The organism is Pseudoalteromonas sp. Bsw20308, assembly GCF_000310105.2.
Lineage (GTDB): Bacteria > Pseudomonadota > Gammaproteobacteria > Enterobacterales > Alteromonadaceae > Pseudoalteromonas > Pseudoalteromonas fuliginea.
Genome location: NZ_CP013138.1, coordinates 655,525 through 670,522, shown reverse-complemented (window position 1 = coordinate 670,522; position 14,998 = coordinate 655,525). Strand labels below are relative to the sequence as shown.

The following is a 14,998-nucleotide window of genomic DNA, read 5'->3' as shown; positions in this document are numbered from 1 at the left end:
TGTATGCATTAATTATTTATGGCTGATTTTCAGACATAAAATTCAATACTTTTATAATAAATGAGATAAAGCCGTGTCAACAATGACACGATTTTCCATGGCTGTACGCCCTAATAACATTCTAAACTTCATTGTTGCTCGACTGGTTAAAGTCATCTCTATAGGCCAGCTATGCTTACCCGCATGCAATGTTGTTTCTATAAAATAACGTAATTCTTTTTGTCCACTTGAGCTTGTTACGTTTTTTATTTTTTTAACCTTTGCATTACAAGTGATTTTCGTTTGTTCATCATCTTGCAATGGCTGGGCTGTAAACTTAACCCATTTTTCTCCATCAACTTCGTACTCTTCAATGTTAATAGCATGAATACATGATGTACGAGCGCCTGTATCAATTTTAGCTTTTATTCGCTCAATACCCAGTTCAGGTAAGCTCAACCACTCACGCCAACCAATAGTGATCTTTGTCGTCATAAATGTGCCCTTAATAAAAAAGTGACTTATACGCTACAGGTAAAAAAACACCAACAAAATAAATTTATCCCGTCGACAAGTGAATTTGATTGATAAATATCGACCGCAAACTTCACTATATTTTTCTACTGCACAGTTAACTATCTTGGTTTGCTAGCAATTTAATTCACACCAAATTTATGCTTTATTAATTTAAAAACTAACTTATTAAAAATAAAGATAAGTCTATTTTGATTAAGTAGATACACTATAGTTAACAGTATTAAAAATACACTATTATGAGAAACTAATATGATTAATGGTTTACTCCACGCCCTAGTTCTTGACGAACGAGGTGGTGCACGCCCCATTTCAAACACTGATGAGCTACATAATTGGAAACCTGGACAGGGTAAGCTCTGGGTACACATGGATTACAGTCAAACAGAAGTCGTTACATGGCTTAAAAATTGTGAGTTTTTAACCGATTACGAGCTAGAGTCGTTAACCGCAGATGAGACTCGCCCACGTATTACATCTGCCACAAATGGTCACATGCTATTTTTACGCGGGGTGAATTTAAACCCGGCGCAAAGCCCTGAAGATATGGTATCAATTCGCTTTTTCATTAATGAAGATATTGTAATTACGACACGTAAACGTCGATTATTATCAATTCAAGATATTTTAACATCGTTTAGTAGTAATACCGGCCCATGCAACATATCAGAATTAGTATGCGCAATAGCACAAAAATTGACATCACGAATGCAAAGCGTCATTGATTCGCTTGATGAAACATTAGATGATTTTGAAGAAGAAATAGACGAACCAAGTAAACCTTTTGATAACCAAGGGTTATCGCAACTGCGTCGCCAAACAATCGCCTTAAAGCGCTACTTAAGGCCGCAAAAAGAAGCATTAAGCAGTATGGTGAACAACCACTATCCATGGTTATTTGATGACGATAAAGCAAAGTTAAATGAAACGACAAATTTGCTTATTCGCTATCTAGAAGAGCTAGATAGTTCCATAGAGCGGGCACAAATTATTCAACAAACAATCACAAACCAAGTGTCTGAACAATTGAATCAGCGCATGTATGTCATGTCGGTTGTCGCTGCTTTATTCTTACCTCTGGGATTTTTAACTGGCTTATTAGGTGTGAACGTAGGGGGCATACCTGGCACAGAGAGTCCATATGCATTTACGTTATTTGTGGTTTTTTTAATCGTATTAACGGGCAGTATTGGCATTTACTTTAAAAACAAAAAATGGTTATAAATTAAATTCATATACTATCAACAAGTATAAAAGCCACTCTACTTTGAATCAAAGTGGCTTTATAAATAATACTTAATTATTTAGTTACTCGAGTATAGCTAACATTTGTCATTGTGATTTTAGATTTAGTAATACCTAAATCTTTAAAGCACTCTTTAAAGGAGTTTGAATTACCCGATTCACCACAATTATCTAATGTATATGGGTCTTGCGATTGTAGGTAGTTACCAAACTTGAAGTAAGATTCGGAATCATCTTCGACCGGAATACCAAAAGTACTGCCAAGTGCGGTTACATCAACATCACCGTAATTATTCACAACTTTTAAATTAAATGAACCACCACTGGTTATAGTACCTAGTGCAAACTTTTCTTCATTACCACTGGTGTTACGCAAACGTACATACACGTCAAAAACACCATTATTTGCAGTACTATCATCAAAACCTGACTCTGACGAATCAGACACATACACTTTCATAATAGTGCCTGTATCACTTGCATGGTGTTGGGCGACAATAGTTTTTCCACCATCGGACATTTCAACTTTAACATTAGCTTCAAATACTTCGTAAGTGTCAGTCATCGCAACACGTAAATTAGATTTAACTTTATACTCATGACGCCAACCATTTCCATTAGGCGTAATATGTTGCGCTTCTAATGGCACAAATACTAATGTGCTATCGTTAACCAATGGATTAGGATTATCCCCCTCTAAATCAAAAATACTACCACTTGTAATACTGCTTGGAATATTACTTCCGCCACCGGTATCACCGCCGCCAGTATCACCCCCACCAGAGCCGCCACTGCTTAGCGTAAAATCATCAAAACGTACATCATTCGAACTATTATTATGTTTAGCAAAAACTTGTAATGAATCCGTATTCGCAGAAGTAAAGGTTTTAGATACTTTAGTCCACGAAGAAACATCAAACTTCTCGCTTTTAAACAAACCATTCAGATCATTGACTCCAATTTCACCTTTGCCTAGTACGTACGCACTTAATGTGTATTGAGTGTTTCTTTCTATATCAACAACTTGATGTACACGACCAGGGCTACCTTGAATTTTTAAGGATTTGGATCCTTTGTAAGCACTTCCCGAAATAGCTGCTGGTTCGACTTCATTCCAATTACTCCAGCCGTCTTCAAAACCAGCATTATTAATCGTTGCTGCTTGCAAAAAACTTGAGCTTGTAGTCATTATTGCAAAAATAAATAGGGATTTTTGATTAATCATTATCTTCATTTCTCCGAACCTGCACATGAAAATAATCTAACAGCCTAGTTTAGTGGCATTTCCACCGAACCTAGATCACCGCCTGTAAACAGGTTTCAACTTGTGTTTGTGTAACTGGTAATTTAATTTTAGATAAAAACCAATAATTGGACTTACAAAAATAAATTACCAATTGATATTGCCAGTGTGGCGAGACACAAGTTATATCTCTTGAAATAAATTTGCAATAATTAATTCAATAGGTAATAAGTATTAATACCATTTCTATTTTTGATTAAATACATACTAAAGATGATTTAAAACAATAACTAACATTAATTAAAATATAAAAATGATAGAATTTAAATTTTTTAAAATAATGAATAAGTATCAAAAACACAAAAAATTGGTATACCAATAAAATACAATTTAAAAATTTGCATAAACAAAAATACTGGTCTAGTCTTTTTTATAAATACCACGCCAACATTGGTTGACCAATTAAACTTACTTAAAGTAAATATAAGATAAAAAGTCACTTAACAATGGCAACATAGAGAATGCTCTAAACATGAAACTTCGTACCCGTTGCATTAATAAATTAAGCAATGGGTAAATGGTTTAATAACAAGGTAAAAAATACAGGTTCAAATGGGGAGTTAACGCAGCAAGTGAATTATTCATGTGGCTCGAACGGTCAATGCTTTAAAAAATAGATACTAATACACTTAAGCAAGCCTTAACCTGTACATGAAGTTTATTAAGAAAATAAAAAATTCAGTTATCACTTTCATACATTTCATCTATTTTAGTGAGGTATTAAAACTTATTTATCTTTCGAGGTTAAATTTACAGCAATGTATTTTTTTAGGCAGAGCCTATAGTGTGTGGTTATTTCCCCTAAATAGGCGATAACACAACATAAATACCACACATTATCAGCCCTTTGAGTTCGCCCTAGGCCGATTGATTCTTTGTTTTTTGTCTATATGACTATAGTTAAGGTGAATGTTCTGGACACAGAAGCTTTGCTCGGCTTCTACTCATTTTGTGTAGATGTAAGACAGTAGGGTAATGCTGGATCTTTTACTAAGTCACCTTGAACTCTGGATAATAAATCTATCTCAAGCAGTTATTTTCAGCGCTAACTGCATTGAACTAATACCAATTCACTTAATTAAGTGACCTGTTTTGAGGTAAAAACCGTGTCGATAACAAAACAAAAAGTTAGTTATTTAGTTGTTATAACTAATTGTTCTTACATGACTCTACCTTCTGCAAGCATGTAGTCGTATATCAGATATTTTTAACACAATTAGCGTCAGATTTAATCCCTCAAATTGATTAAGCACTATTGCGGATTGGTATCACACACCTCGATAATACTCACTTTCAAAAGACATTAAAAAAGGCAAGCATCTATAATGCTCGCCTTTTATTTATGGTTGTGCAGCTAACTACTCTTGAAAGTAAGTGCCCCAACCATCATATTCTACTTCACATTCGACGGCTAATTGCGCTAATTTATCAACGTCTTCCATTATCACGTCTACATCAAGTTCGGCTTCAACAACGATGTCAAAACTCCAAATTTTACTGCCATCTTCAAGCTCAAGCTCTGCAGGCTCTTCAACATCGTAACCCAATTTGAACGCAGCAAGGGCTGCTTGTTCCAATTTAGGGAAATCTTCACACACAAAGTGGTGCTCTACTTCATAAAGTATTTCAGGATCAGACCCGTCTTCGAGTAATGAAGATACAATGTCTTCACTTATTTCACGCCAGTTTTCCATTATTTATCTCTCACTTGAGCATCTAATTCAGTTATTTTAGCAGCCATAATATTGTGTACATTCTGGGCGTGCTCGCGCGCGCTAATACTTTCATCAAGTGATATAGGCGCTAACATTTCAATGTAGATTGTACCATTATCCCAACGATTTAGCTTAATGGTTTTATGTGTTGTATTCATACACACCGGGACTATTGGTACTTCAGCACTCATAGCAGTATGAAAAGCCCCTGTTTTAAAAGGTAATAATCCACGTCCATAACTGCGTGTGCCTTCGGCAAATACCCAAACAGACAACCCATCTTTCTTTATTTTTTCAGCAGCTTTCGAGATTGTACCTGCTGCTTTTGAACGATTTGCCCGATCAATTAAAATATTACCCGAAAGCCAATAAAGCTGACCAAAAAATGGAATCCACTTTAAGCTCTTTTTGCCTAAACTTACGCAGTTTTTGGGCACCATTGCTGGCACTGTAAATAAATCGTAGCTATTTTGATGATTAGCAACATAAACGGCAGGACCAATATCAACAGCATCTTTATGACGTGTTAAAACTAACTTAACACCAATCATTTTAGCCATTGAGCCAAACCAGCCAGCTATAATGTGTACGTTATTGGGATGAAATGGCCTTACTAATGACAATAGTAAGCCAAAAAAACAACTCAATAGTATAAATAGCAGCATAATAAAAATACGTATAACAGCGAGCAAATCGGCTTCTCCAAAAATCAGTTACAACTATTATAGCGTTATTTTGTGACACAAACGAGACAATAGCGCACAAGTGTACGCTGAAAAACTTTAAGTGCTTTATTTTAAAACAAAAACGGCCTGCAAATGCAGACCGTTTCTAATTATACAAAAAGTAATTGATTACTCTTCGTTAATGGCTTCTATTGGCTCATCATCTTGAGGAGTTAGCTCAACAACGGCTTCGTCAACACGCTGTAAGCCACGTGGTAACTTATTACCACGACGACCTCGCTCACCATGATAATGCTCTAAATCACTTGGTTTAAGTGTTAGTTTACGCTTACCAGCATGAAGCGTAACACTGCTTCCTAATGGCACAACAGCTAGCACTTTTACAAACTCTTCACGGGCTTGTACTTTAGCACCTGGTATAGAAATGATTTTATTACCTTTACCCTTACCTAATTTTGGTAAGTCTCGCAGTGGGAATAAAAGCATTCGACCTTCGTTAGAAATAGCCATACAGTAATCGCTAGCAACATCGTTCACCCTAATAGGAGAAAGTAATATGCCACCTTTAGGAACACTTACCAGCGCTTTACCATTTTTATTTTTACTCACTAAATCTTTAAAGTCGGTAATAAAGCCGTAACCTGCATCTGACGCCATAAGTAAGACTTGCTCGTCTTCACTCATTACCACGTGCTCAAAATTAGCACCTGGTGTTAAGTTAAAACGACCTGTCATTGGTTCGCCTTGGCTACGCGCCGAAGGCAGACTGTGCGCATCGGTTGCAAATGCCCGCCCTGCTGAATCTAAAAATACAGCCGGTTGATTGCTCTTACCCCGAGCCGAGGCTCTAAAGCCATCACCTGAACGATAATTTAAGCCTTGTACATCTAAATCATGGCCTTTACCAACGCGTGCCCAGCCTTTATCTGATAGCACGACAGTAACTGACTCTGATGGAATTAAATCTTTTTCGTTAAGTGCTTTCGCTTCTGAGCGCTCAATCACTGGCGAGCGACGATCGTCACCGTACATTTCAGCGGCTTCTTGAATTTCTTTTTTAAGCAGTGTCGACATACGGCGTTCTGAGCCAAGTATTTGCGCTAATTTATCACGCTCTTTGGCTAGTTCATCTTGCTCACCGCGAATTTTAAACTCTTCAAGTTTTGCTAAATGACGAAGTTTTAATTCTAAAATAGCTTCTGCTTGCGTATCAGTTAAATCAAAGCGCTCCATTAGTACAGGCTTTGGTTTATCTTCGCTGCGGATGATTTCAATCACTTCATCGATATTTAAAAAGGCTGCTAATAAACCTTCTAAAATATGCAAACGTGCTAATACTTTATCTAAACGATACTGCAAACGACGACGCACTGTTTCGCGTCTAAATGTTAGCCACTCACTTAAAATACAGCGCAAGTCTTTAACTTGCGGGCGACCATCTAGGCCTAGCATGTTTAAGTTTACGCGGTAATTTTTTTCAAGATCGGTGGTTGCAAATAAGTGCGCCATTAATGGCTCAGCTTTAATGCGGTTTGAGCGCGGAATAATTACAATACGCGTTGGATTTTCGTGATCTGACTCGTCACGTAAATCAGCAATCATAGGTAATTTTTTAGCGTTCATTTGCGCTGCAATTTGCTCAAGTACTTTACCACCTGAACATTGATGCGGCAGCGCTGTAATAACAATATCGCCATGCTCTTCGGTGTAAACCGCACGCATTTTGATAGACCCACGACCGGTTTTATATATTTTATGAATATCGGCTTTTGGGGTAATTATTTCAGCATCTGTTGGGTAATCTGGTGCATGTACAAGCTCAAGTAATTCTTCAAGCTCTGTTTTTGGTTTATCAAGTAATAAACAACATGCGCTAGCCACTTCACGTACGTTATGTGGCGGAATATCTGTTGCCATACCTACGGCGATACCCGTTATACCATTGAGTAAAATATGCGGTAAACGAGAAGGCAATACTACAGGTTCATCCATGGTGCCATCAAAGTTTGGTGTCCAATCAACAGTGCCTTGGCCAAGCTCTTTGAGCAGTACTTCTGAAAACTTAGATAAACGCGCTTCGGTATAACGCATTGCTGCAAACGATTTAGGGTCATCTGCCGCACCCCAGTTTCCTTGTCCATCTACCAAAGGGTAGCGATAAGAAAACGGCTGCGCCATTAATACCATCGCTTCGTAACAGGCACTGTCGCCGTGTGGATGGTACTTACCGAGTACGTCACCCACTGTACGGGCTGATTTTTTGTACTTAGCGTTAGCCGACAAGCCCAATTCGCTCATCGCATAAATAATACGACGCTGCACTGGTTTTAAGCCATCACCTACATGCGGTAGGGCACGATCCATGATTACGTACATGGAATAATTTAAATAGGCGTCTTCGGTAAAACGCCCCATTGTTTGTTGCTCAATTCCTTGCATTAGCAAGGTATCTGTATCACTCATTAAAGCTTACCTAGTTTTTCTTATAGCTTACACGGTAGATTACATTGGCGTAATCATCGCTTACTAACAGACTGCCGTCACCTAATTCTGCAAATGCAACAGGGCGTCCAAATGTTGTTTCGTCTTTCATAAAGCCAGTAATAAATGGCGTATATTTAGTTACGCGACCTACTTCGATTGTTGCAAGGCCTACTTTATAGCCTGACTTTTTAGAACGGTTCCATGAGCCATGTTCAGCAACAAATAATTGTTGCTTATAACTTGCTGGAAATTGCTTAGCGTTATAAAAATGAATACCTAGTGGCGCTACGTGCGCTGGAAGTGCAAGTGCTGGCGATGTGTAATCGGCAATGTTTTTACCTTCCCCAAACTCAGGGTCAATAATTGCGCCGGCATGAACATACGGAAAACCAAAATGCTCACCTTCTTGCGTTGCACGGTTTAACTCATCAGGCGGAATATCATCGCCCATCATGTCGCGACCGTTATCACTAAACCATAAAGCTTGAGTAGCAGGATGAAAATCAAAACCCACTGTGTTTCTAACGCCCTTGGCTATTGTTTTTATTTGTTTTGTTTCTACATTAAGCGCAAAAATACGGCCAAAACGCTCATCTTCAGCACAAATATTACACGGTACACCCACCGGAATGATTAATTCTCCCGTTGGTGCAAAACGTAAAAATTTCCAACCATGATGACGCTCACTCGGTAATGCGCCATAAACCACATCAAACTTTGGCTCTTTTAATTGGGTATCAATATTTTTAAAGCGAATAATACGATGCACTTCGCCTACATATAAATCGCCATCTTTAATCGCTATGCCAGAGGGCATGTTTAAGCCTTTAGCAACAACAATTTTTTTATCTGCTACGCCATCGCTATTATGATCAATAAGCGCGTATACATTGCCCGCTTTACGAGAGCCAACATACACAATACCTTTTTTTGAAACAGCTATTTGACGCGCATTTTCTACATCATTTGCAAATAAACTTATTTCAAACCCCGGTGCTACGGTGAGCTTATCGAGTATATTTTTAGCCATTGCAGGAGCAGTAGTTAGCCCAAGTAATAGCAAACTTCCTAGTAGTTTATTCATTCATATCTCCCAGTATTAAACACAGGCGATCAAACTTGCGCCTTGTTACCATGATCTTCTAACCATTGACGACGATCCGGCGATCGTTTTTTAGCAAGCAGCATATCCATCATTTCCATGGTTTCTATTTCTTTATCAAGCGTAAGCTGTACTAAACGTCGTGTATTTGGATCCATGGTTGTTTCGCGCAATTGCAGTGGGTTCATTTCACCCAGACCTTTGAATCGTTGCACGTTTACTTTTCCGCGTTTCTTCTCTGCTTCTATACGCGCTAAAATAGCGGTTTTTTCGCCTTCATCTAGTGCGTAATAAACTTCTTTACCAATATCTATTCTAAATAATGGCGGCATTGCAACATACACATGCCCTGTTTTTACTAACTCTGGAAAATGGCGAACAAACAATGCACACAATAGTGTTGCAATGTGTAGTCCATCCGAGTCTGCATCGGCCAATATACAAATTTTATTGTAGCGCAGTCCCGACATATCGGTTGATTCTGGATCAATTCCCAGTGCCACTGAAATATCGTGTACTTCTTGTGATGCTAATATTTGGCCTGATTCGACTTCCCACGTATTCAAAATTTTACCACGTAGCGGCATAATTGCCTGAAACTCACGGTCTCGCGCTTGTTTAGCAGAACCACCAGCAGAATCACCTTCCACTAAAAACAATTCGGTACGATCGTTATCGGCAGCACTACAATCGGTTAGTTTACCTGGTAATGCAGGGCCTACAGTAACTCGTTTACGTACTACTTTTTTAGCTGCACGCAAACGGCTTTGTGCGTTTGAAATACATAGTTCAGCTAATAATTCTGCGGTATCGGTATGTTCATTTAGCCATAAACTAAACGAATCTTTTACAACACCCGATACAAATGCGGCACATGAACGTGATGAAAGTTTTTCTTTGGTTTGCCCTGCAAATTGTGGATCTTGCATTTTAACTGACAATACATAACTACAACGTTCCCAAATGTCATCAGGCGTTAGCTTTACACCACGCGGGAGTAAGTTTCTAAACTCACAAAATTCACGCATTGCTTCAAGTAAACCTTGGCGCAGACCATTTACATGTGTACCACCTTGCGCGGTAGGAATAAGGTTTACGTAACTTTCAGCTATTGATTCTCCACCCTCAGGTAGCCATACAACAGCCCAATCAGCGCCTTCAATAGAGCTTTTAAACTCACCTACAAACGGGTCTTGTGGTAATGTTTCAAAACCTTTAACGGCTTCAATTAGGTAATCTTTTAAACCCGTTTCGTAAAACCATTCTTGAGTTTCTTTCGTTTGCTTATTAACAAACTTAATACGCAGACCTGGGCATAAAACCGCTTTGGCTTTTAATAAATGATTAAGCTTGGTAATTGAATAGTTTGGTGAATCAAAGTAGCTAACATCAGCCCAAAAACGCACTGTAGTACCCGTATTGCGTTTACCGACGGTGCCTATTACACTCAAGTCTTCTACTTTATCGCCATTTTCAAATGCCATTCTGTATTGCTGGGCGTCACGCCTTACGGTTACTTCTACGCGCGTAGATAGCGCATTCACTACAGAAATACCCACACCATGTAAACCACCCGAAAATTGGTAGTTTTTATTAGAAAACTTACCACCTGCGTGTAATTTAGTGAAAATTAACTCAACCCCAGGAATACCTTCCTCAGGGTGGATATCAATAGGCATACCACGACCGTCATCGCTCACTTCAAGTGAGTTATCTTCGTGGAGTATTACGTCGATACGTGTGGCATGACCAGCCATAGCTTCATCGACACTGTTATCGATAACCTCTTGGCCTAAATGATTTGGGCGTACGGTATCGGTGTACATCCCTGGGCGTCTTTTTACCGGATCTAATCCATTAAGTACTTCAATGGCTTCGGCGTTATAATTTTGATCACTCATAGTTTTTATCTTTATATGCGCTAAGGCTATGCTTAGCTAGTTTTACGTGATTTTAAGAAAATCTACAATACTGGTAAAGGTGTTATCAAAACCTGTATAGCTATGATCACCACCAAACTCTACCCGTTGTTTGCATTGTGAATAATAGTTTACTGCATGTTGAAAATTAAGCACTTCATCGCCGGTTTGCTGTAATAAATACAGCAACTCAGGGTATTTTAGCTTATCTACAGACAGTATTTTTAAGGCATTTATATGACTGCTATTTAAATCATAATGATAATCTTGGTAAGGATTATAGTTTGGCCCAAGTAACGCTTGTAATAAATTGTATGGTGCTACCGCTGGATTAATAACCACTGCAGGAATTTGATAACGCTGCGATAAATATGTGGCAAAAAAACCACCTAACGAGCTCCCTAATAATACTGTATTAGGTGTTAGTAATTGCTCAAGCTTAATGATAGCTTGTATAGGCTCATGGTTTAGGCACGGTACACAATAATCAACGTCATAGTGTGCCATAAGCTCGCTAAAGCGCACAGCTTTATATGACTTATGTGAGCTATTAAAACCATGAATATAAATTACCCGTTTAGCCATACTACTTCCGTTTTCATGCCTATTTTATCTTTTTCTGTATCTATATAAAGCATTCTATAAGCTGGGCCGCAGTTTTGCTGTTGCCACTGCGCACTGTATTTTTTAAACTGCGTAGAACTCGCCGGTGTTGCAAACACGCTTAACTCTCTATAACTTTGCTCATATTCATTATGAACGTGACCATGGAAAACCCCAATAATATTACCACTATTTACCAGTACATTTAATAATTGAGGCCCATTTTCGAGCATGTGCTTATCAAGGTAGCCATTTATTGGTAACGGATTATGATGACAAAATATGATCTTTTTACTGTTTGATTGAACCAAACACTCCGTTGTTTCATCTAAATGCGCGCCAGTCACCCACCCCGCAGGTGTAGGACCTTTCGAATTAATAAGTAGTAACTCAATGCCGCTTGCCGCTATGTGTTTGCCACTATTTATTTGCCCACCACTTATACGGTTAAGCATTGTTATCTCATCGTGATTACCTGGCAACCAGAATACGGGACATGTTAATGCACTTTTATGTATCAGTTCACTAAACAATAGATAAGACTCAAAGCTGTGATCTTGTGTTAAATCACCACCAAATATCACACAATCAAGTGGTTTTTGAGCCATGTGTGCTAGTGCTTGTTCAAAATGCGATGCAGTGTTTACTCCAAAGTACTCACCGTCTTTATCGGCAAATAAATGGCAATCGGTTACATGCGCTATGCGCAGCACCGATTTATTAAATGTATGTTTATCATCAAACCAAGCCATTATTTACATCCCAATTAAGGGTCGCTTGTCCGTGTTCAACACAGGCAACAAGCCAATCATATAAAAAAGCGTTAAGTTGGTATTTTTCATCTTTTTGATGCATTTTAGGGTTAGGATACCCATAAGATGGCTTTATCCTTTGATGATAATCGTGATGAATAATCTCAGCTACTTTAGCGTCATGATACAATCTAACCGTTAAGTAAAGCGGTGCTATGCCTTTAACCATTCCTGTTAACTGCTTAATTGAAATATCCATAGTGTATTTTGCACTACCATCAATTTTTGTAGCAAACTCACTGTTGCCAAGTTTTACTTCACGAATGCTTCCTATATTGCGCTCGCTAGGCAGTAATTTTAATAGTCGCACATAATTATGCTCGCAAAGCGTTAAATACTTTGGGAGGCTTTGAATATATCGTTTTGTTGCTAATCGTGCTGTCAAAGTACCACCATAATATTAGTAAGAATTTATGCCCATTTACTTGCCATCTTTTCGCGATTAAGTGCAAGCCATTGCATACAGATAACCGTTGCTGCATTATCCATTTCACCGTTATTGAGGCGAATTAAGGCATCATCAACCGTTAATATATGGGTTTTTATGTCTTCACCTTCCGTTTCCAGCCCATAAACACCCGACTCTATTTGGCTTAAATCAGCGCGTGCTAAATACAAATGTAGGCGTTCAGTTGTGCCACCGGGGCTTGATAAGTATGAAAGCATAAACTCCAACTCATCTAACTCAAGCCCAGCCTCTTCAAATGCTTCTTTTTTAACGACAGCTTCATAATCATCACTACCATCGGTCATGCCAGCAATACATTCTAGCAGCCATGGCGAGTCCTTGCTTTTAATAGCGCCAATACGTATTTGCTCAATTAAAAGGAGAGTGTCTGATACTGGATCGTACGGCAATACAGCAATAGCATCACCGCGCTCTAATATTTCGCGACGAATAGTTTTTGATTTTCCACCTGCAAATAATGCGTGTTCGAACTGATATAAGTTCACCTGAAAAAAACCTTTATAGAGATTTATTACAGGTTTTATTTTCACATCTTTATGTGTAAATTTAACCAAACTTTTATTTACCATGCATCGACTTCCTGTATATCTAAACGATTAAAATGCGTTAATATATTCTGTTACATTTGAACATGCGGTTTTACAAATTTTTTTTTTTTTATTAAGTAAAACAGGTTAACATGCTTTTAGTATAAAAATTGTCTAAGGACTGAACCCATATGAAAAAGAACATTCTTGCGGCACTGATTAGTTTATCATGTGCACTAGGCTCAACAGCAGCTAATGCTGAAGATTTACTAAACGTTTTTGAAATAGCAACAGCTAATGATCCTACCGTTTTAAAGGCAAAAGCCCAAGCAGATGCACAATCTTACGAAAGTGATCGTGCTATGAGTGTATTATTGCCTCAAATTAATTTAACTATGGGGTATGACAAAAGTGATGCTACGTCTTACCAAAGTGTTGGTGATTTAGCTAGCCAAGTACAAGTTGAAAGTGACACTGACCAATTCACACGTGGTGTTAGCTTAAGCCAAACATTATTCGACTTAGGCGCTTGGAATTCTTTAGGTATTGCTGACAAACAAGCTCTGCAAGCAAGCGGTCAGTACGATGCAGCTAAGCAAAACTTAATTGTACGCGTTGCTGAAGGTTATTTTAACGTATTAAGTGCGGTTGACAACCTTGAGTTTATAGAAGCCGAAAAACGTGCTATTGAACGCCAACTTGAACAAACAAAACAACGCTATGCGGTAGGCTTAACAGCTATTACAGACGTACACGAAGCACAAGCACAGTTTGATAATTCAGTAGCTCAAGAGATTATTGCAAGCAATGCAGTAGAAACAGCCCGTGAGCAACTTCGTGAAATCACGGGTAAGTACCATGCAAAATTAGATTTTTTAAATACCGATACTTTCTCTACAACTAAGCCAGCTAAACTTTCTTCCGATTTTATTAAAGTCGCTGAAAACAAAAATATTAGTTTACAAGTATCCAAAGTAACCGTTGATATTGCAAAAGATCAAATTGAATTAGCAAAAGCAGGTCATTATCCAAAACTAACTCTAAGTGCAAGTTATGGTGACTCTCTTACAGACACTCAAAGAAATGGCGTTAATTTTGATGACCAACCGCGTTCAGACTCAAGTTCTGTAGGGCTTAACTTTAGCGTACCTTTATATTCAGGTGGCGCAACGGTTGCTGCAACTAATCAAGCCCGTGCATTTTACGTAGCTGCAAGTCAAGATTATGAAACAAATTACCGTGCTATAACACGCACTGTTATTACATCTTACAACCAAGTTGTTTCGGACATTGCAACTTACAAAGCACTAGAGCAAGCGGTTGTTTCGGCCCAAAGTGCGCTTAAAGCAACTGAAGCAGGTTTTGAAGTAGGCACACGAACTATTGTTGACGTACTGGTTAGTACACAAAACTTATACAATGCAAAGCGTAACCTTGCTGATGTGCGTTATAGGTATGTACTCTCTACCCTTCGCTTAAAACAAGCAGCAGGAACATTAACAAGTGAAGATTTAGTGGCAATAAACCAAGGGTTAAAAGCCGCTTAAATTACACTTTTTGTAATGTAAAACTAGAAAAGCCAGCGACATTGCTGGCTTTTTGTATTTTATAGCGCTTAGC

The 14,998-nt window shown here is 38.3% G+C and carries 13 protein-coding genes; 2 read left to right on the top strand and 11 right to left on the bottom strand.

Annotation, left to right across the window (positions count from 1 at the left end; genetic code table 11):
- Positions 1-51: 51 nt before the first annotated feature.
- Positions 52-474 carry an ATP-dependent zinc protease gene (locus D172_RS02825; protein ID WP_007376500.1) on the bottom strand — a complete coding sequence of 141 codons (423 nt, stop codon included), beginning with the start codon at positions 472-474 and terminating at the stop codon, positions 52-54.
- Positions 475-765: 291 nt separating this feature from the next.
- Here D172_RS02825 and D172_RS02820 point away from each other — a divergent pair, with 291 nt between their 5' ends.
- The gene (locus tag D172_RS02820) at positions 766-1,737 is read left to right on the top strand and encodes a zinc transporter ZntB (RefSeq protein WP_007376501.1); all 972 of its coding nucleotides are present in this window, start codon (positions 766-768) and stop codon (positions 1,735-1,737) included.
- Positions 1,738-1,813: 76 nt separating this feature from the next.
- On the opposite strand, the gene D172_RS02815 is transcribed toward D172_RS02820, so the two are convergent.
- The 10 genes from D172_RS02815 to D172_RS02770 form a co-directional block, all read right to left on the bottom strand.
- The gene (locus D172_RS02815) at positions 1,814-2,983 is read right to left on the bottom strand and encodes a polysaccharide lyase family 7 protein (RefSeq protein WP_007376502.1); all 1,170 of its coding nucleotides are present in this window, start codon (positions 2,981-2,983) and stop codon (positions 1,814-1,816) included.
- A 1,436-nt stretch (positions 2,984-4,419) separates the two neighbouring features.
- Positions 4,420-4,755, bottom strand: coding sequence for a ribonuclease E inhibitor RraB (gene rraB / locus D172_RS02810; RefSeq protein WP_007376503.1), 336 nt, complete (start codon positions 4,753-4,755; stop codon positions 4,420-4,422).
- A complete protein-coding gene (locus tag D172_RS02805) occupies positions 4,755-5,468 on the bottom strand; it encodes a 1-acylglycerol-3-phosphate O-acyltransferase (RefSeq protein WP_007376504.1) in 714 nt (237 codons plus the stop codon). The genes rraB and D172_RS02805 overlap by 1 nt, the downstream gene beginning before the upstream one ends.
- A gap of 162 nt (positions 5,469-5,630) precedes the next feature.
- Complete coding sequence (gene parC, locus D172_RS02800; RefSeq protein WP_007376505.1) at positions 5,631-7,925, bottom strand: DNA topoisomerase IV subunit A; 2,295 nt, start codon at positions 7,923-7,925, stop codon at positions 5,631-5,633.
- 10 nt (positions 7,926-7,935) lie between these two features.
- The gene (locus D172_RS02795) at positions 7,936-9,030 is read right to left on the bottom strand and encodes a PQQ-dependent sugar dehydrogenase (RefSeq protein ID WP_007376506.1); all 1,095 of its coding nucleotides are present in this window, start codon (positions 9,028-9,030) and stop codon (positions 7,936-7,938) included.
- Between the two features lie 29 nt (positions 9,031-9,059).
- Entirely contained in the window at positions 9,060-10,949 is a 1,890-nt protein-coding gene (gene parE, locus D172_RS02790; RefSeq protein WP_007376507.1) for a DNA topoisomerase IV subunit B, read from the bottom strand.
- Positions 10,950-10,991: 42 nt separating this feature from the next.
- On the bottom strand, positions 10,992-11,552 hold the full coding sequence (locus tag D172_RS02785) for a YqiA/YcfP family alpha/beta fold hydrolase (RefSeq protein ID WP_007376508.1): 561 nt from the start codon (positions 11,550-11,552) through the stop codon (positions 10,992-10,994).
- Positions 11,537-12,322: a metallophosphoesterase gene (locus tag D172_RS02780; protein ID WP_007376509.1), complete on the bottom strand. Its 786-nt coding sequence runs from the start codon at positions 12,320-12,322 to the stop codon at positions 11,537-11,539. The genes D172_RS02785 and D172_RS02780 overlap by 16 nt, the downstream gene beginning before the upstream one ends.
- Positions 12,309-12,767 (bottom strand): DUF1249 domain-containing protein, encoded by a 459-nt coding sequence (locus D172_RS02775; protein WP_007376510.1) that lies wholly within the window; start codon positions 12,765-12,767, stop codon positions 12,309-12,311. Before D172_RS02775 ends, D172_RS02780 begins: the two co-directional genes overlap by 14 nt.
- Positions 12,768-12,793: 26 nt before the next feature.
- Positions 12,794-13,420, bottom strand: a complete 627-nt coding sequence (locus tag D172_RS02770) for an NUDIX domain-containing protein (RefSeq protein ID WP_007376511.1) — start codon at positions 13,418-13,420, stop codon at positions 12,794-12,796.
- A gap of 149 nt (positions 13,421-13,569) precedes the next feature.
- On the opposite strand from D172_RS02770, the gene tolC reads away from it, so the two are divergent.
- Positions 13,570-14,925, top strand: coding sequence for an outer membrane channel protein TolC (gene tolC, locus D172_RS02765; RefSeq protein WP_007376512.1), 1,356 nt, complete (start codon positions 13,570-13,572; stop codon positions 14,923-14,925).
- Positions 14,926-14,998: the final 73 nt, after the last annotated feature.